A 17,582-nucleotide genomic window follows, 5' to 3' on the forward strand; every position below is an offset into this window, starting at 1 on the left:
CGACAAACTTTTCCACACAAGAGAGGAAGCCTGTATGAAAATTTTAGCTGTTGACTACGGCGACAGCCGCACCGGCCTTGCCACCTGTGACCGCACCGAGTTCCTTACAACGGCCATCACCCCGCAGATCACCCTGAAAGCCCGCAACAAGGTGGCGGCACGGGTGTGCGAAGTGGCCAAGGAGATCGGAGCCGAGCTGATCGTGATCGGCCTGCCGCTGAACATGGATGGTACCGAGGGCGAACGCGCCATCAAGAGCCGCAAGCTGGCAAAGACGGTCGAGATCTGGAGCGGCCTGCCGGTGCGCATGTGGGACGAGCGCCAGACCACCTGCGCCGCCGCCGACATTCTGGACGAAAGCGGCACCTTTGGCACAAAGCGCAAGGAGATCCTGGATTCGGTCAGCGCCACCGTCATTCTGGACGATTATCTTGCATGGCGGAAGGAACATCCGGGGGAGATTTGATTCAACTCCTTCCGTCATCGCTGGCGCGATGCCACTGCTCCCCTTTTTGTCACTTGCGTGACATCTTCCCCCGGCCGGGGGAAGTCTTTCTCATTGAGGGAGGCTCTGGCGAAAAGGAAAACTTTGCCGCACTGCCAAGGGCTCCCTCTTTGAGGGAGCTGTCGCCGCAGGCGACTGAAGGAGTTATAAAAAAGGCACCCGCAGTTTTGAACGCTGCGGGTGCCTTTTGGTTCACTGATATGTCTCGATGCTCACGCTGTTGATGGTGATGTCCTCACGGGGCTTCTGGTTTTCGTCCACGGCGGTCTGGCCGATGGCATCCACCACGTCCATGCCCTCGTACACCTGCCCCAGCACGGTATCGGTGTAGTCAAGATAAGGCGCGCCGCCGACGGTCTGATAGGCCGAAACCACCTCCGCGCGGTAGCCCGCGCTGTTCATCTGGTCCACAAGCTCCTGCGTCACAGACTGCTCTCCCGGCAGCGTCTGCATCACGTAAAAAACGCTGGCGCACTCGCCGGAAGCATCGGTGCCCATACACAGGGCACCGGAATAATGGTGCAGGCTGTCGGTGGTCTCAGCCGGGTAGCGGCTGCCGTTCCAGATGGTACTGCCCCTGCCATCGGCCCCCTGCCCGGCTTCCACCACAAAGCCGCTCTCCACGCGGGAGAAGGTCAGGCCGTTGTAGTAGCCTGCCTGCACAAGGCCTGCAAAGTTATCATAGGCCTGCGGGGCCTTATCCGGGAAAAGCACCGCCTTGAACACGCCTGCCGAGGTATCGAACACCGCAATGGTGTCCCCCGCCGCAGGGTGGGCAAACTGCAGCTCTGCCGATTCCACTGCCGGGCGGTCGATCTTCTGGACTGTACTGCCGCCGCTGCCTTTGCCAAAGTGCAGAAAGCTCCCGGCACTGCAGCCCGTCAGCGCCAGCGCCGCTGCCAGCACAAACGCCGCCCATCTTTTTTTATGCATCATTTCCGCCCACGCTCCATACTCTATAGTAACCTGCACGGCACACCGTGCACAGAAGATTCAGAGGATAGTATATCATATTCTGCCGCAGAGTGCGAGAGCAAATGCGTGAAAATTTGCTGCACAATTTCTGTGCGAAAAAGCATCTTGACGAGCAGGCAAAAAAACGCTACACTATATGCAGGCCAAGCGGGCGGCACACAAACAGCCCGTTTTATGACACGATACAGGAGACAATATCTATGTCTGACGAAATCAAGAACCCTAATACCGAAGAAGATCAGCCCGACCTGATGACCCTGGAGGATGAGGACGGCAACGAGATCACATTTGAGGTGATCGATGCGCTGGACCACAAGGGTGTGCATTATCTGGCTGCTGTGGAATACGCCGAGACCGAAGAGGAAGCTGAGAATGCTCAGCTGGTCATTCTGAGCGTTGGCGAGGATGATGAAGGCGAATATCTGGATGTCGTGGATGACGACGAACTGCTGCTGGAGCTGGGCAAGCTGTTTGAAGAGCGCCTGAGCGACGAGTACGACATCGAAGAATAATTCCAGACAAATTACCCGGCAAAACTTCCTGCCCGGCTCGATTTGTTGCGGTTTATATGATCCTACTAATCATTCAACGGGAGCTTGGAGTTCCCCGGTGGATTGCAGACCTCCCCGTCATGGGGCGACCATGAAGGCTCGATGAGGAAGCGCGAACCCGGAGACAGGGCACCCACCTGTCCGTAAGGGTAGGTTTGATTGACCGCAGACGACCGGGCGGGATCTTTTTATAGCAATCCATCCACCTCTGTCCTCTGCACTTTCTGCAGAGATGCAGTGTGTGGATTTTTTATTATCTTGAAAGGATGTGCATTGCGGCATGAAGTCAGAACATCTGGTGGGCACCTCCATCCCCCGCTTTACCTTTGATACCCCCACCACACCGGGCAATGATTTTTACAAGCTGTGCGAAGGGGAGCACCCTCTGGTCATGATCTTCCTGCCTGCCTTTGACCACCCTGTCACCCGGGAATACCTGACCCGCTACCTGCAGACCCTGCCCAGACTGCGCGGCGTGCGGCTGGCCTGCGTGGTGCGTTCCTCGCCCCGCATGGTGGCAAAAGCCACCCAGGGGGCCGAGTTTCCCTTCACCCTCATCTGCGACGCGCCGGGGGTGCTGTACGGCTACCTTGGCGTAGAACAGGCCCGCGGCATCCTGAGCTGGAGCTTTGCGGCCCAGCGCATCTACAAAGCGGCCAAAGAGCAGGGCTACCGCTACAACAGCAATGCTCCGCAGCAGCTGCCGCTGACGCTGGTAGTGGGCCACATGGGTAAGATCCTGTTTACCCACTCCGGCCGCAGCCAGACCGACCTACCGGAGGACTGCGCCGCCATCCGCGAGATCACCCGCGAGGTGGTGCGCACCATGGCCGAGGACCAGCGGCGTGCACACCCCCACTGCTCCGACGAAACGCTCACCCTGCCGGATCTGGTAGGCTGGGATGATCTTGACGGAAGCAGTAATTGAGTCAACAAACAAAAGCACCTGTCATTGACCCTCTCAGGCGCTGACGCGCCAGCTCTCCCGAAGGGAGAGCTTTTTTACTTCTGGAGGACAGGCACAATAAAGCTCCCCCTTTCGGGGGAGCTGGCAATGCCGCAGGCATTGACTGAGAGGGTCATTCATCCGTTTCATCCGAAAACAGCCCCGGGATGCCGCACAGGGCTGCGATGCCCACCAGTGTGAACACGATGCGGGACCAGATGGATGCGCTGCCGCCCAGCAGCCAGCCCACAAAATCGAACTGGAACAGCCCCACAAGGCCCCAGTTGATGCCGCCCACGATCATTAAGATCAGACAGATTTTATAAAAGGTCTGCACAAAAAAGACCTCCTTCCTTTGCGGGCAGTATGCCCCGTGGGAAGGAGGTCTATGCATTTTTATCGGCTCACCCGTGCGCCGCCGCGGTCAGGCTGCGCCACGTACACCTGCTTCCAGCGCCGCTTTGCGGCCTGTGCAGCAGCCCGTGCGGCCCCTTCGTCCCGGAATATGCCGAACACCGCCGCACCGCTGCCGGTCATCAGGGCGGTGACAGCGCCATGCTCCCGCAGCAGGGCCTTGATGGCCCCGGTATCCTTTGCTCCGCTGCACTCTTCCAGCGCATTGCCGGCGGCGGCGCAAAGGGCATCCAGATCTCCGGCACGGATAGCGGCTTCCTGCGCTCCGCAGTCCGGGTGGATGCTGCTGCCCACCCGGTCATAGGCCGCAAAGGCCTCCGGGGTGGAAACGCCGTAGTCCGGCATCACCACCGTGAACCAGCACTCCGGCACCGGCGGCAGCGCCTTGAGAAAATCGCCCACACCCTGCACCCGGCAGGTGCCGCCCATCAGGGCAAAGGGCACATCCGCACCGATCTTTGCGCCCAGCGCGCACAGCTCACTCATGGAAAGGTGCGCACCGTACAGCTCGTTCATGCCCACCAGAACAGCGGCAGCGTCGGCGCTGCCGCCTGCCATGCCCGCCCGCACCGGGGTATTTTTATAGATTGTGATGTCCACGCCCGCCAGAAGGCCGGTGTAGTCAAAAAAGGCCAGCGCTGCCTTGATGGCAGTATTTTTGTTATTGGGGGCCACCAGACTGCCCGGCAGACGCAGGTTCAGGTAGGGGCTGCGGCGCAGCACCACCCGCTCGTACAGGGTGATGGCCTGCATGGTCATGTCCAGATCATGGTAGCCGCTCGGCAGAAGGCCCACCACGTCCAGCGCCAGATTGAGCTTTGCGGGGGCCAGAACGGTCACGCAGTTCAGCCTTGCCATTTGTTCCTCCTCAGATACCGTGATAGATGCCGTTTTCCTGCAGGAATTCCCGGATGCGCCGGAGCGCTTCCTTCAGATGCTCCACGCTGTAGGCGTAGGAAATGCGGGCGTAGCCTTCGCCGGAAGCGCCAAAGGCGTCGCCGGGGATGATGGCCACATGCTTCTGTTCCAGCAGCTTCGTGCAGAAATCCTGACTGCTCATGCCCGTGCTCTTGATGCAGGGGAAGGCGTAGAACGCACCGCGCGGCTCAAAGCAGGTCAGGCCCATATCGTTAAAGGACTTCACCACAAGGCGGCGGCGCATATTGTATTCGTCGCGCATGCGGTCGATCTCGCCGTCGCACTCCTTCAGAGCAGTGATGGCGGCGTACTGGCTGGTGGTGGGGGCGCTCATGATGGCGCTCTGGTGGATCTTGGTCATGATCCGGATGATGGGTGCCGGGCCGCAGGCATAGCCCAGACGCCAACCGGTCATGGCGTAAGTCTTGGAGAAGCCGTTCACCACGATGGTGCGCTCGGCCATGCCGGGCAGGGTGGCAATGGAAACATGAGGCCGCAGGCCATAGTTCAGCTCGGCGTAGATCTCATCCGAGAGCACCATGATGTTGGTGCCGCGCAGTACCTCTGCAACGGCTTCCAGATCCTCGCGCTCCATCACCGCACCGGTGGGGTTGTTGGGGAACGGCATGATGAGCAGCTTTGTCTTGGGGGTGATGGCTGCTTTCAGCGCATCGGCACGCAGGCGGAACTCGTCCTCCTGACGGCAGGCCACATGCACCGGCACACCGCCGGACAGGGTGGTGATGGGCTCGTAGCACACAAAGCAGGGCTCCGGGATGATGACCTCGTCCCCGGGCTGCACCAGCGTGCGGATGCACATATCAATGGCTTCGCTGCCGCCCACCGTGATGAGCACCTCGTGCAGCGGGTCGTAGTGCAGGCCCATGCGGCGCTCCAGATACTTTGCCACCTCGGCGCGCAGCTCCTTCAGGCCTGCGTTGGAGGTGTAGCGGGTGCGGCCATGCTCCAGACTCTCGATGCCGGCTTCGCGCACGGCCCATGGCGTTTTGAAGTCCGGCTCGCCCACGCCCAGACTGATGCACTCGGGCATTTCGGCAGCCAGATCGAAAAATTTGCGGATGCCGGAGGGGCGCATGGCCTCAGCGGCAGGCGCGATCAGTTTATCGTAGTCCATCACAGCACCGTGCACTCTCTTTCATCGATTTCTTCGTCCTGATACAGGCGGCCCTCCTTTTTATAGGTGCGCAGCACAAAGTGGGTGGCGGTGGACAGCACATCGTCCAGCGGGGACAGGCGCTTTGCCACGAACAGGGCGATCTCCTGGAAGGTCTGGCCCTTGATGACCAGCTGCAGGTCGTAGCCGCCGCTCATCAGCAGCACGCTCTCCACCTCGTCAAAGGAGGCAATGGTGGCTGCGATCTCGTCAAAGCCGCGGCTCTTCTTAGGGCTGACGTTCAGCTCGATGACGGCCTCCACACGGTTCACACCGGCCTTTTCCCAGTCCACAAGGGTCTTGTAGCCCTTGATGATGCCCTGCGCCCGGGCCAGATCGATCATGGCCGCCACCTCGGCGGGGGATTTATTCAGCATCGTGGCGATATCCTCAATGGGCAGCCGCGCATTGTCTTCCAGGATCTTCAAAAGCTGTTCCATAGTATTTTGCTCCTTCTCAGCCCGTAATCGGGAAATAAATTATTTATAAGTATAGCACAAGCTGTAAAAGATTGCACCCAATTTTGGGGATAGAATGTCTTTTTCCCCTCGTGTCTGTTCTTTTTTACAAAAAGTGTGTTCAAATTTTGCCAAATCTGCTATACTGGAAGGGTAAGAGTGTGCCGGAACGCTTGCGGCACCGTTCATCAAAAGGAAAACGAGGGTGGAAACGATGAAAGCATTCATTACCGTCATTGGTCACGATACCGTGGGCGTTGTTGCCAAGGTCGCTGGTCTGTGCACCGAACTGAACATCAATATCGAGGACGTGACCCAGAGCATCCTCCAGGGCATGTTCGCCATGATCATGCTGGTGGATATCAGCAACTGCAATGTGAGCCACGAAGAGCTGCACAAGCGCACCGACGCGCTGGCTGCCGAGATGGGCATGCAGATCAACGTGACCCGTCAGGAAGTTTTTGATGCCATGCACACCATCTGATGGAGGGAGTACACAGCTATGAGTATGTTTAATACCGGTGACATTCTCGAGACCATCGAGATGTTCACTCAGGACAATCTGGACGTGCGCACCGTCACCATGGGCATCAGCCTGCTGGACTGCATCGACCCGGACCCGAAGAAGGCGTGCGAGAACATCTATAACAAGATCACCACCAAGGCCGCAAACCTTGTGCCCACGGTGGAGCATATCAGTGCCGAGTACGGTATTCCCATCATCAACAAACGCATCAGTGTCACACCCATCGCCATGCTGCTGGGTGCCTGCCCGGATGCCGACCCTGTGGAGTTTGCAAAAACTCTGGATGCCGCCGGTAAAAAGGTGGGTGTAAACTTTGTGGGCGGCTACAGTGCTCTGGTGCACAAGGGCTTTTCTGCCGGTGACCGCCGCCTGATCGAGTCCATTCCCCGCGCACTGGCCGAGACCGACATCGTGTGCAGCTCGGTGAACATCGGTGCCACCAAGGCAGGACTGAATATGGACGCTGTCAAGCTCATGGGCGAGGCTGTCAAGAAGGCCAGTGAGCTGACGGCTGATCGTCAGTGCATCGGTGCCGCAAAGCTGGTGGTATTCTGCAACGCACCGGAGGACAACCCCTTCATGGCCGGTGCATTCCACGGCCCCGGCGAGCCGGACTGTGAGATCCACGTGGGCGTTTCCGGCCCCGGCGCTGTGCGCGCCGCACTGGCCCGCCTGCCCAAGGATGCCCCCATCGACGAGGTGGCAGAGCTGGTCAAGCGCACCGCCTTCAAGATCACCCGCGTGGGCCAGCTGGTGGCCAATCTGGCTTCTCAGGCACTGGGTGTGCCCGCCGGTATCATCGACCTGTCGCTGGCACCTACCCCCGCCATCGGCGACAGTGTGGCCAACATTCTGGAAGAGATGGGCCTTGAGACCTGCGGCTGCTGCGGCACCACCGCCTGCCTCGCCCTGCTGAACGATGCCGTGAAAAAGGGCGGCGTGATGGCCTCCAACCATGTAGGCGGTCTGTCCGGTGCCTTCATCCCGGTCAGCGAGGATGCCGGCATGATCCACGCCGCCGAGACCGGATGCCTGACCATTGAAAAGCTGGAAGCCATGACCGCCGTCTGCTCGGTGGGCATCGATATGGTCATCATCCCGGGCGACACCACCCCGGCTGTCATCAGCGCCCTGATCGCTGACGAAGCCGCCATCGGCATGGTGAACAGCAAGACCACCGCCGTGCGCGTGATCCCTGCCATTGGCCGCAAGGCCGGCGAGGTGCTGGACTTTGGCGGTCTGCTGGGCTATGGCCCCATCATGGCCGTGAACCAGCACGACCCGTCCGTGTTCATCAACCGCGGCGGCCGCCTGCCTGCCCCCATGCAGTCGCTGAAGAACTGAAGGACCCTCTCAGTCATCTCGCATACGCTCGATGCCAGCTCCCCCGAAAGGGGGAGCTTTTTTCAAACCGAAAGCAGGTGTTTCCTATGAAACCGAACATCGTTCCCAAAAATGGCGATATGCTGCCTCGTGCACGCGAGCTGCGCCGCGAAATGACGCCGCAGGAAAGAAAGCTATGGTATCAGTTTTTGCGCCGCTACCCGGTAAAAATTTATAAGCAGCGCATCATTGAATCTTTTATTGCTGATTTCTACTGTTCTCGCGCACAACTGGTCATCGAATTGGATGGAGCACAACACACCACCGAACAAGGGCTTCTGTATGACCGTGAACGGAGCAGCATCTTTTCGCAGTACGGCTTGGATGTTCTTCGTTTTTCTAATTATGAAGTGGATCTTCAGTTTGAAGCAGTCTGTGAAAAAATCCATCAGACGATTCAATCTCGCCTTTGAAGCTGCACTTTCCCGGTATATGCACAAAAGCTCCCCCCTCGGGGGAGCTGGCATTGCGCAGCAATGCCTGAGAGGGTTCGTTCTTTCCTGAATAAAACCTTTTCAACAGGCCCATCCTCTGGATAACATTTCCAGAAGAAGGGTCTGTTTTTATGTTATCCAGAATGCTTACACGTTCTCAGATGGCTCTGCTCTGCCTTGGCCTGTTTCTCGCCCTTGCTCTGTGTGGCGCATGGCAGGCATTTGCATGGGGCCGCACCCAGCTGGACACCGGGGCGCTGGTGTGCGCCGACACCCTGCGCCTGCACATCCGGGCTGAGAGCGATTCCATCGCCAGCCAGAGCGCAAAGCTCCATGTGCGGGATGCCGTGCTTGCCTATCTGGACACCGCCTGCCCGGCACAGAGCAAACCGGAAGCGATCGCCTGGGCGGCGCAGCATTTGTTTGAGCTGCAGCTCACGGCCCGGCACGCGCTGGCACAGCTGAACATCCGCACGCCGGTGCGGGTGCAGCTGGTAAATATGTACTTTGCCACCCGGCGCTATGGTTCCGGCACTCTTCCCGCCGGGAGGTACGACGCGTTGCGCATCGATCTCGGTGCCGGAAAAGGCCGCAACTGGTGGTGCGTTCTCTATCCGGGCCTGTGCCGCTCTGCCTGCGGCAGCTATGCCCAGCCTGCCGAAAACGACCTTGTGTGCGGGGAGTACATCCTCCGGCTCCGGCTGGTGGAATGGGTGCAGCAGCGCACCGCCCGCCGGGAGGATGTGGTGCTTGTGGGGTAACGCCCGGCACTTTTTCCGCATAGCATGTGGCGAAAGGAGCGTGTGATCATTATGGCGATCCCTGCTTATTATTCCCTGCTCCAGCGTGGCTCCTCCGGGCCGGACGTAGCTCTTGTGCAGACCTGGCTCAACGGTGTGCGCGACGCCTGCACATGGTACAGCGAGCTGAAGGCCGATGGAAAATTCGGCATTTCCACCGAGAACGCCGTGAAGGAGTTCCAACTCAAAAACAAGATGAATGTGGACGGCAAGGTGGGCGCGAACACATGGAACGTGCTCTACACCCGCTACACGGCCAAGCACGGCCTGCATGTGCCCTACCCCGGCATTGCCCTGCGCAGCGGCTCTTCCGGCGGCACGGTGCGTCTGGTGCAGCAGAAGCTCAATTCACTGGGTGAACGGCTGAACGCCGACGGCAGGTTCGGCGCGGCAACGGCAGCGGCTGTGCAGCGGTTCCAGCGCCGCAACGGCCTTACCGCCGACGGCGCGGTCGGCGAAGGAACATGGGAGAAGATGTTCTGATTTAAGGGAAGCGAACTCCTTCAGTCACGGCTTGTGCCGTGCCAGCTCTCTCAAAGAGGGAGTCTCTGGCAAAACCGGAAGCTTTTCCGCACTGCCAAAGGCCCCATCCCCGAGGGGGCTGGCATCGCGCAGCGATGACTGGGGGAGTTTTCCTTGCCCCCCACCCCCGCCCTGCTGTATAATAAAGAAAACTCTGAAAAGGCGGTGTTTCCGTTTGCGTTTTCTGCATCTTTCCGACCTGCATCTGGGCAAGCGGGTGTGCGAGTTCTCCATGCTGGACGACCAGCGGTACATTCTGGAACAGATCCTTTCCCTGCTGGACAGCACACCCGTGGACGGTGTGCTGCTGGCGGGCGACCTCTACGATAAACCCGTTCCCCCTGCCGAAGCCGTGCGCCTGCTGGACTGGTTTTTGACCCAGCTGGCTGAGCGGCAGCTGCCGGTGTTCGCCATCAGCGGCAACCACGACTCCGCCGACCGCATCGCCTTCGGCTCTGCTCTGCTGCAAAGCAGCCGGGTGTACGTCAGCCCGGTGTTCTCCGGTGCGCCGGTGCCCATCCCCCTCACCGACGAATACGGCACGCTGGATGTGTACCTTCTGCCCTTCCTCAAGCCCGCCATGGTGCGGCATGTCTGGCCGGACGAGCCTGTGGAGAGCTACAACGATGCCCTTGCCTGCGTGCTGCGCCACTGCCCGCCGGACCCGGCCCACCGCAGCGTGCTGGTGGCCCACCAGTTCGCAGCCGGTGCCGCCTGCTGTGAGAGCGAGGAAGTCTCGGTGGGCGGTGTGGACAGCGTGGATGCCAACCTGTTCGATGCCTTTGACTACGTGGCACTGGGCCACCTGCACAGCCCCCAGAAGGTGGGCCGCGATGCCGTGCGCTATTGCGGCACCCCGCTGAAATACTCCTTTTCGGAAGCAGGCCAGCACAAGAGCGCCACCTTTGTGGAGTTCGGTCTCAAGGGCGAAGTTTCCATCACCACCGCGCCGCTTACCCCGAAGCACGACCTGCGGGAAGTGCGCGGCAGCTACATGGAGCTGACCGACCGCCGCAATTACGACGGCACTGCGGTGGACGACTACCTGCACATTACCCTGACCGATGAGCAGGACGTGCCGGACGCGCTGGCCCGCCTGCGGGTGATCTACCCCAACCTGATGCGGCTGGACTACGATAATCTCCGCACCCGGGAAGATCAGGAGATCACCGCACCGGAGCGCGCCGAGAGCATCACACCGCTGGAACACTTCTCGGCGTTCTACCAGCTGCAGAACAATCAGCCGCTGACGGCGGAGCAGGCGGCATTCTGCCAGCAGCTCATTGAGGAGATCTGGAAGGAGGGTGAGGACGCATGAGACCGCTGAAGCTCACTCTTTCGGCCTTTGGCCCCTATGCCGCCGAGACGGTTCTGGAACTGGCAAAGCTGGGCAGGGGCGGCTTATACCTTGTCACCGGCGATACCGGCGCAGGCAAGACCACCCTGTTCGATGCCATTACATATGCGCTGTACGATCATTCCAGCGGCGGCGTACGCGAGGGCACCATGCTGCGCTGCAAGTATGCCGGCCCTAAAACACCCACCTTTGTGGAGCTGGAATTTGAGGTGAACGGCCAGCGCTATACCGTGCGCCGCAACCCGGAGTACCAGCGCCCCAAAAACCGCGGCGAGGGCATGACCACCGAAAAAGCGGATGCCACCCTCACCTATTCCGATGGCCGTCCGCCGGTGACCAAAGCCAAGGATGTGACTGCCGCCGTGCAGGAGATCATCGGGCTGGACTACAGCCAGTTCTGCCAGATCGCCATGATCGCGCAGGGTCAGTTCACAAAGCTGCTCAACGCTTCCACCGAGGAGCGCAGCCGCATTTTCCGCAAGCTGTTCCGCACCCAGCGCTATGCCCGGCTGCAAGAGCGCCTGCAGGCCGAAAGCGCCGCCCTCAGCCAGCAGCGCACCACCCAGAATGCAAAGCTGGACAGTCTGCTCTCCGGCATCCGGTTTTCTCCCGACGACCCGGATGCCGATGCCCTTGCCGCACTGAACGCCCAGACCGAGCCGGAGACGGCCCTTGCCCTGCTGGAAGGTCTGCTGGCCCGCCAGCAGGCCGCGCAGGAGACCGTTGCTGCTGCCCTCAAGGACACCGAAGCCAAGCTGGACGAAGTACAACGTCAGCTGGGTGCTGCCCAGCAGGCCCGACAGCTGGCCGCACAGCTGGCCGCAAAGCAGGCAGAGCTTACCGCTGCCCTGCCTGTGCTGGAAGCTGCCCGTGCCGAGAGCGCCCGCCACGCAGGCGATGCCGCCCAGCTGGATGTTCTTGCCGGCCAGGTGACGCAGGCACAGACGGCCCTTGCCGCCTACGATGAGCTGGATGCCCTGTGCCATCAGCAGCAGACCGCGCGGGATGCTGCCCAGCTGGCCGCTGCCAAGGCCAAAGCGAAACGCACCCAGCTGGCCGCACTGGACACAGCGCTGGCCGCTGCTGAAAAGGAGCTGACCGCGCTGGAAGATGCTCCCACCCGGCTGCTGGCCTTGCAGAACCGGGAAAAGGAGCTGGCCCAGCGCAGCACCGCCCTTACCACCCTGAACCAGCGGCTTGCCGCCTGCCAGCAGCAGGCACAAAAGGCCCACCGTGCGCAGGATGCCTACCGCACTGCCGCCGAAGCCAAGGAGCAGGCCCATGCCCGGCGGGATGCGCTGGACAAAGCCTTTCTGGACGCACAGGCCGGACTGCTGGCGCAGGCGCTGGCCGAGGGTGCGCCCTGCCCCGTGTGCGGCAGCGTCCACCACCCGGCAAAGGCCCAACTGCCCCACACAGCCCCCACGCAGGCGCAGGTGGATGCCGCCAAGCAGGAAGCCGAAAAGGCCGATGCACTGGCCCAGACTGCCAGCACTGCCGCACAGAGCGCCCTTGCCGCAGCCGACGAAGCCCGCCGCTCCCTGCGCCGGGATGCTGAGAGCCTATTGCCAGAGCGCTTCACTTCCCCGGATGGGACGGTGCAGCTGACCTTCAAGGGGATGAACGCTGTCCTGACGGAAGAAGCCTGTGCCCTGCACGCAGCACAGGCCGAGTGTGTCGCCGCGCTTCGGCAGGCCGAAGCAGACTGCGCCCGCCGCACCGCATTGGAGGCCGACCGTCAGGCAAAAAGCCGCCAGCGCCCGGCACTGGAACAGGCCGCCGCTGAAGCTGACAGCACCGCCGCCGCGCAGAATGCCAGCGCCGATGCGCTGGAACAGCAGGCCGCTGCCGCTCGTGCAGCCCTGCCCTACCCGCAGCGGGCCGAGGCACAGGCCGCGCTGGATGCATTGGAAGCCAGCCGCACCGCCCTGCGCACCGGCATGGAGCAGGCTCAGCATTCCCTCAAACAGGCAGAGCAGGCCTATGCCGCTGCCAAAGCCGCTGTGGATGCCCTGCAGACCCAGCAAGCCACTGCCGAAACCGCCGGGCCTGCCCAGCCGCTGGAATTTTTACAGGCAGAACAGGCCCGCCTTGCCGCCGCCCGCACTGCCCTGCGGGAGCAGGCCCAGCAGCTGGCCGCACAGCGGCTGCCCAACCGTGCAGCCGCTGAAAAATACTGCACCGCTGCCGAAGCGCGCACTCAGCTTGAACAGCGCTGGCAGTGGGTGAGTGCCCTTGCCGCCACGGCGGGCGGCACCTTGACCAGCAAACAGAAGATCAAATTGGAAGCCTACATCCAGATGAACTATCTGGACCGCATCCTGCGCCACGCCAACACCCGCCTGATGCAGATGACCGCCGGGCAGTACGAGCTGGAGCGCATTGGTGCCGAGAACCAGCGCAGCCAGTCCGGCTTGGACCTTGGCATCATCGACCACTACAACGGCACCCGCCGCAGCGTCAAGACCCTTTCCGGCGGCGAAAGCTTCAAGGCATCGCTGGCGCTGGCACTGGGCCTTTCGGACGAAGTACAGAGCGCGGCAGGCGGCATCCGTCTGGACACGCTCTTCCTCGACGAGGGCTTCGGCAGTCTGGATGACGAATCGCTGGAACAGGCCATGCGCGTACTTGCAGGGCTGACCGAGGGCGACCGGCTGGTGGGCATCATCTCCCACGTAGGTGCTCTGAAAGACCGCATCGACCGACAGGTGGTGGTGCGCAAAGCCCGCACCGGCGGCTCTACCGTAGAACTGATCGTGTGAAACACCGCAGGCCACTTTATAAGTTGCGTCCTTTCGGGGCATCCTATGGGCGGAGGTGATTTTCCAATGAGCTTGACGCCCTTTATCCGCCACGAGCTGGAACACCAGCCCGGCACTGCCGCCGCACCGGAAAACAGCTGCACCCGCTGCAGCCCGCCGCTAGGCAGGGAGCCGGATATCTTGCTGCCAGGCGACCCCGCTGCCCCCGGCACACAGGTGCCGCCGCAGATCGAAACACCGGGCCAGACCCCGCACCCGGACACAAACAGCACCCCGCAGGGTGTGCCCATGACCAACGGCACCCCGGCCGCCTGTTACCAGAAGAACGCCCGGGAATTTTTGGCCGGGGATGTGCAGACCAGCGTGATGGCCCACTATGCACCCGGACTGTTCAGCACAGACCAGCACACCCATTCCTGCCATCCGGCCCCGGACGAGGATGCTTCTCAGGTGCTGAGCCTTGTGGACTGGCGTGAGGATGCACCTTACGGCTAACAAAAATTTTTCAAATTATTTTTGCTCTACCTGTTGAAATCTGCGTCCGCTTCCCTTATTATGGTAGCAAACAAAGATAAAGGCAGGTTTTGCATCATGGCAGAGATCAAATATGAAGTTGTTCAGCGCATTGCAGTTCTCTCGGAGCGTCCCCGCGGCTGGGAGCGTCAGCTGAACCTCATCAGCTGGAACGACGGCGAACCCAAGTACGACATCCGCGACTGGTCCCCGGACGGCACCCGCATGGGCAAGGGCATTTCCCTGAGCCACGACGAAATGGCCATCCTCAAGGGCCTTCTGGACGAGCTGGAGCTGTAAGCATGGGCGGCCGCGAAGAGTTTTTGCAGATCTGGCAGCAGCACATCACCCGCCCCGGCAGCGAAAAGCTGCTGGACTGGCTGGACCATAAGACCGATTTCTTTACGGCACCGGCCTCCACCCGGTTCCACGGTGCCTGTGAGGGCGGGCTGTGCATGCACAGCCTGAACGTCTACCATGCACTGCACGATACCTTTTTTACCGAGGGCGACAGCGAGGAGACCTTTGCCATCTGTGCACTGCTGCACGATCTGTGCAAGGCCAACTACTACAAGCCCGGCACCCGCAACGTGAAAAACGAAGCCACCGGCCAGTGGGAAAAGGTGCCCAGCTACAGCGTGGAGGATCTGTTCCCCTACGGCCACGGCGAAAAGAGCGTATTCCTCATCGAGCGGTTCATGAAGCTGCGGGTCGAGGAGGCCGTTGCCATCCGCTGGCACATGGGCGGCTTTGACGATGCGGCCCGGGGCGGCTGCTTTGCCATCTCGGAAGCCTACGACAAGTATCCCCTTGCCGTCAAGCTGCACATCGCTGATCTGGAAGCCACCTATCTGATGGAGCACCGCACCAGCGCTGTGCGCTGAAAAAACAAAAATACCCGGACAGGCACAGCAGTGCGATACTGCAGCCTGTCCGGGCTTTGTTTTGTTTAATTTTTGCGCTCGGCCTTATTCTGGTACATTTTTGCGTCCGCCTGACGGATGGCCTCGGTGAGCGGATGCACACCGCACACACCGCCAACACTGGCCGAAAGCTCCAGCTCCGGGTAGCCTTCCACTCTGGCACTGGCCGCAGCCTCCCGCACGCGCTGTATCACATGTTCCCCGGGCCGGATGTGCGGCACCAGCAGCAGAAATTCATCGCCGCCGTAGCGCACCAGCACATCGGTCTGGCGCAGGTTGCTCAGGATGGACTGTGCCACGCTCTGCAGGGCCTTATCACCCACCAGATGGCCGAACCGGTCGTTGACCTCCTTGAAGTGATCCACGTCGATCATCACTACGCCTTCCACCTGTTCGCTCTCCGCAAGGAAGCACTCGAAGTACTGGCGGGAGTATGCCCCGGTCAGCGAATCCACAAAGGCGCTGCGGTCAAAGTTGGAGCCGCGGTCCAGCAGCATCCGGCGGCCGCCCATATCCAGCCAGCGTCCGTCCGAAAGCTTGGACACCATTTCCAGCACGCAGCCGCGTCCACCCACTTCCACATACTTTGCCATGACAAAATAAGCCTGATCGTCCTTGAACTCGATCTTGTTCAGGGATTCCTTGCGGGCAAGGGCCTTACTGGAAATGCAGTTTTCGCACCGGCCCGATTTGTTCCACACCATGTGGCAGATGCCGGGCATCTCGGTCAGCCGGCCATCCTTGCCCAGGCTCAGCACCTTGGTGCTTTCCGGGTCCACCAGACGCACGATGTCAAAAATGCCCTTCAGGCGTTCCAGCAGTGCTTCCGGCTGGTCGCTGTTCACATCGCCCAGCATCAGCTCCTGCAGGCGGGCATGGTCATCTGTGATCTGGCCCACCACGCTTACGCAGTGGCGCACACCGGCGCGGCTCCACATGGTGTGCATCACCAGCCGGTGCAGCCGGTATTCCTGATCCACCGCGATCAGCACCGAGAATGCGGCATCCGGCTCTTCCGGCGTTGCGGCTGCAATGGCATCCAGCAGCTTGCGGCGGTCCTTGCCGGAGAGAAATGTCAGGCCCATGCCCTTATCAAAGTCCAGCTTCTGGGTTCGGTTGACCGGATCCTCGTAGCGGTTCACCACGGTCACGCTGCCGCTGAGTATATCGTAATCGAACTGAATACCGCCGCGCTGCTCGGCATAAAAAGCGGTGCGCTCCCGTTCCAGATCCAGCAGGCGCTGGGCACGATCCTCACGGGGCAGAGCTTCGCGGTGCAGGATCTCCTCCGAAAGGCGGCGGGTCTCGTGGCGGAAACCGCGGTCATACTCCGAGCGCTGCAGCTCTGTGCGCAGCAACTCCGAGGATTCTTTCAGGCATTCCATCAGCAGCGGATTGAAGCTGCCGCACTCGCCGTGCAGGATCATGTCAACGGCCTTTTCGTGGCTGTAGGACTGCTTATAACAGCGCTCGCTGGTCAGTGCGTCGTACACATCGGCCAGTGCCACCACCTGTGCTGCAATGGGGATCTCGTCGCCCTTGAGCCTGTCCGGGTAGCCGCCGCCGTCCCACCGCTCGTGGTGCCAGCGGCAGATAGCGTGTGCCACCTTTACCAGCGGTTCGTCCTGCCCGATGGCAAGCCCCTTCAGGATCCTGGCACCCTCGGTGGTGTGAGTCTTGATGGTGGCGTACTCTTCCTCGGTCAGGCGGCCGGGCTTGTTCAGGATTTCTTCCGGGATCATGATTTTGCCGATATCGTGCAGCGCCGATGCTGTGCTGATCAGCGAGATATCACTCTCATCCAGCTGGTAACGGTCCGTCTTCTGCACCAGCTGATGCAGGAGCAGGTCGGTCAGGGTGCGGATGTGCAGCACATGCTGGCCGCTCTCGCTGTTGCGGAACTCCACCACATGGCTCAGAATGCTGATCATCAGCACACCGTTGTGCTCTTTTTCGTACACCTGATCGGTCACAAGGCGGGTAAGGCGCTTCTGCTTTGCGTAAAGCATGAGCGCATTCTTCACCCGGCGCAGCACCATGACCCGCTCGAACGGGCGGCGGATGTAATCGGCCACGCCCATATCATAGGCGCGCTCGACGCTTCGGTTGTCCTCTGCCGCGCTGATCACAATGACCGGGATTTCCTCCTGCCATGCATAGCACTGCATCACCCGCAGCACATCAAAGCCGTCCATTTCCGGCATGATCAGGTCCAGCAGCACCAGCGCGATATCGGTGCGTCTGCGCAGAATTTCGATCGCGCGCAGGCCGTTCTCGGCTTCCAGATATTCGTAGCCCTCGCCCAGAATCTCCTTGAGCATGGCGCGGTTGATCTCCGAGTCATCCACGATCAGTATTTTCTGTTTTGGTTCCATCTCAACCGCTCCTCGCTCCTGTACTTCCGGCTGCAGGGTCTTCCGT

General features: G+C 60.8%; 19 protein-coding genes and 1 other RNA gene. 14 read left to right on the forward strand and 6 right to left on the reverse strand.

Annotated elements, in window-relative coordinates; translation table 11 throughout:
- The first annotated feature begins 34 nt into the window (after nt 1-34).
- On the forward strand, nt 35-466 hold the full coding sequence (ruvX, locus tag GKG34_RS03060) for a Holliday junction resolvase RuvX (RefSeq protein ID WP_044954016.1): 432 nt from the start codon (nt 35-37) through the stop codon (nt 464-466).
- Nucleotides 467-697: 231 nt separating this feature from the next.
- Here ruvX and GKG34_RS03065 read toward each other — a convergent pair whose 3' ends face one another.
- Complete coding sequence (locus tag GKG34_RS03065; RefSeq protein WP_243139198.1) at nt 698-1,441, reverse strand: peptidylprolyl isomerase; 744 nt, start codon at nt 1,439-1,441, stop codon at nt 698-700.
- 239 nt (nt 1,442-1,680) lie between these two features.
- Here GKG34_RS03065 and GKG34_RS03070 point away from each other — a divergent pair, with 239 nt between their 5' ends.
- The 3 genes from GKG34_RS03070 (at nt 1,681) to GKG34_RS03080 (ending at nt 2,959) form a co-directional block, all read left to right on the forward strand.
- Nucleotides 1,681-1,992 carry a DUF1292 domain-containing protein gene (locus tag GKG34_RS03070; RefSeq protein ID WP_044954017.1) on the forward strand — a complete coding sequence of 104 codons (312 nt, stop codon included), beginning with the start codon at nt 1,681-1,683 and terminating at the stop codon, nt 1,990-1,992.
- Between the two features lie 22 nt (nt 1,993-2,014).
- Nucleotides 2,015-2,219: non-coding RNA, 6S RNA (gene ssrS, locus GKG34_RS03075), on the forward strand.
- Between the two features lie 92 nt (nt 2,220-2,311).
- Complete coding sequence (locus GKG34_RS03080) at nt 2,312-2,959, forward strand: AhpC/TSA family protein (protein WP_044954019.1); 648 nt, start codon at nt 2,312-2,314, stop codon at nt 2,957-2,959.
- Nucleotides 2,960-3,110: 151 nt separating this feature from the next.
- Here GKG34_RS03080 and GKG34_RS03085 read toward each other — a convergent pair whose 3' ends face one another.
- The 4 genes from GKG34_RS03085 to GKG34_RS03100 are packed head-to-tail and all read right to left on the reverse strand — an operon-like array spanning nt 3,111 to nt 5,923.
- Entirely contained in the window at nt 3,111-3,314 is a 204-nt protein-coding gene (locus GKG34_RS03085; protein ID WP_243111924.1) for a DUF378 domain-containing protein, read from the reverse strand.
- Between the two features lie 59 nt (nt 3,315-3,373).
- Nucleotides 3,374-4,249 carry a 4-(cytidine 5'-diphospho)-2-C-methyl-D-erythritol kinase gene (ispE, locus tag GKG34_RS03090; RefSeq protein ID WP_154255576.1) on the reverse strand — a complete coding sequence of 292 codons (876 nt, stop codon included), beginning with the start codon at nt 4,247-4,249 and terminating at the stop codon, nt 3,374-3,376.
- A gap of 10 nt (nt 4,250-4,259) precedes the next feature.
- Nucleotides 4,260-5,444, reverse strand: a complete 1,185-nt coding sequence (locus GKG34_RS03095; RefSeq protein ID WP_005944411.1) for an aminotransferase class I/II-fold pyridoxal phosphate-dependent enzyme — start codon at nt 5,442-5,444, stop codon at nt 4,260-4,262.
- Nucleotides 5,444-5,923, reverse strand: coding sequence for an Lrp/AsnC family transcriptional regulator (locus tag GKG34_RS03100; protein ID WP_005944413.1), 480 nt, complete (start codon nt 5,921-5,923; stop codon nt 5,444-5,446). The genes GKG34_RS03095 and GKG34_RS03100 overlap by 1 nt, the downstream gene beginning before the upstream one ends.
- Nucleotides 5,924-6,155: 232 nt before the next feature.
- On the opposite strand from GKG34_RS03100, the gene GKG34_RS03105 reads away from it, so the two are divergent.
- The 10 genes from GKG34_RS03105 (at nt 6,156) to GKG34_RS03150 (ending at nt 15,122) form a co-directional block, all read left to right on the forward strand.
- Entirely contained in the window at nt 6,156-6,425 is a 270-nt protein-coding gene (locus tag GKG34_RS03105) for an ACT domain-containing protein (protein WP_005944416.1), read from the forward strand.
- A gap of 18 nt (nt 6,426-6,443) precedes the next feature.
- The gene (locus tag GKG34_RS03110; RefSeq protein WP_005944418.1) at nt 6,444-7,811 is read left to right on the forward strand and encodes a PFL family protein; all 1,368 of its coding nucleotides are present in this window, start codon (nt 6,444-6,446) and stop codon (nt 7,809-7,811) included.
- Nucleotides 7,812-7,897: 86 nt separating this feature from the next.
- On the forward strand, nt 7,898-8,263 hold the full coding sequence (locus GKG34_RS03115) for an endonuclease domain-containing protein (protein ID WP_005944419.1): 366 nt from the start codon (nt 7,898-7,900) through the stop codon (nt 8,261-8,263).
- Between the two features lie 152 nt (nt 8,264-8,415).
- Complete coding sequence (locus tag GKG34_RS03120) at nt 8,416-9,045, forward strand: stage II sporulation protein R (protein ID WP_154255577.1); 630 nt, start codon at nt 8,416-8,418, stop codon at nt 9,043-9,045.
- Nucleotides 9,046-9,096: 51 nt separating this feature from the next.
- A complete protein-coding gene (locus tag GKG34_RS03125; RefSeq protein ID WP_044954021.1) occupies nt 9,097-9,567 on the forward strand; it encodes a peptidoglycan-binding protein in 471 nt (156 codons plus the stop codon).
- A 214-nt stretch (nt 9,568-9,781) separates the two neighbouring features.
- A complete protein-coding gene (locus GKG34_RS03130) occupies nt 9,782-10,924 on the forward strand; it encodes an exonuclease SbcCD subunit D (RefSeq protein ID WP_044954024.1) in 1,143 nt (380 codons plus the stop codon).
- Nucleotides 10,921-13,725 carry an SMC family ATPase gene (locus GKG34_RS03135; RefSeq protein ID WP_154255578.1) on the forward strand — a complete coding sequence of 935 codons (2,805 nt, stop codon included), beginning with the start codon at nt 10,921-10,923 and terminating at the stop codon, nt 13,723-13,725. The genes GKG34_RS03130 and GKG34_RS03135 overlap by 4 nt, the downstream gene beginning before the upstream one ends.
- A 66-nt stretch (nt 13,726-13,791) precedes the next feature.
- Nucleotides 13,792-14,220 (forward strand): hypothetical protein, encoded by a 429-nt coding sequence (locus GKG34_RS03140; protein WP_243139199.1) that lies wholly within the window; start codon nt 13,792-13,794, stop codon nt 14,218-14,220.
- 96 nt (nt 14,221-14,316) lie between these two features.
- Nucleotides 14,317-14,538: a PC4/YdbC family ssDNA-binding protein gene (locus GKG34_RS03145; protein ID WP_120079997.1), complete on the forward strand. Its 222-nt coding sequence runs from the start codon at nt 14,317-14,319 to the stop codon at nt 14,536-14,538.
- Between the two features lie 2 nt (nt 14,539-14,540).
- On the forward strand, nt 14,541-15,122 hold the full coding sequence (locus GKG34_RS03150) for a hydrolase (RefSeq protein ID WP_097781609.1): 582 nt from the start codon (nt 14,541-14,543) through the stop codon (nt 15,120-15,122).
- A gap of 65 nt (nt 15,123-15,187) precedes the next feature.
- On the opposite strand, the gene GKG34_RS03155 is transcribed toward GKG34_RS03150, so the two are convergent.
- Nucleotides 15,188-17,536 carry a diguanylate cyclase gene (locus GKG34_RS03155; protein WP_154255580.1) on the reverse strand — a complete coding sequence of 783 codons (2,349 nt, stop codon included), beginning with the start codon at nt 17,534-17,536 and terminating at the stop codon, nt 15,188-15,190.
- Between the last annotated feature and the right edge of the window lie 46 nt (nt 17,537-17,582).

The organism is Faecalibacterium sp. BIOML-A4 (genome assembly GCF_009679665.1).
In the GTDB taxonomy this organism is placed as follows: domain Bacteria; phylum Bacillota; class Clostridia; order Oscillospirales; family Ruminococcaceae; genus Faecalibacterium; species Faecalibacterium taiwanense.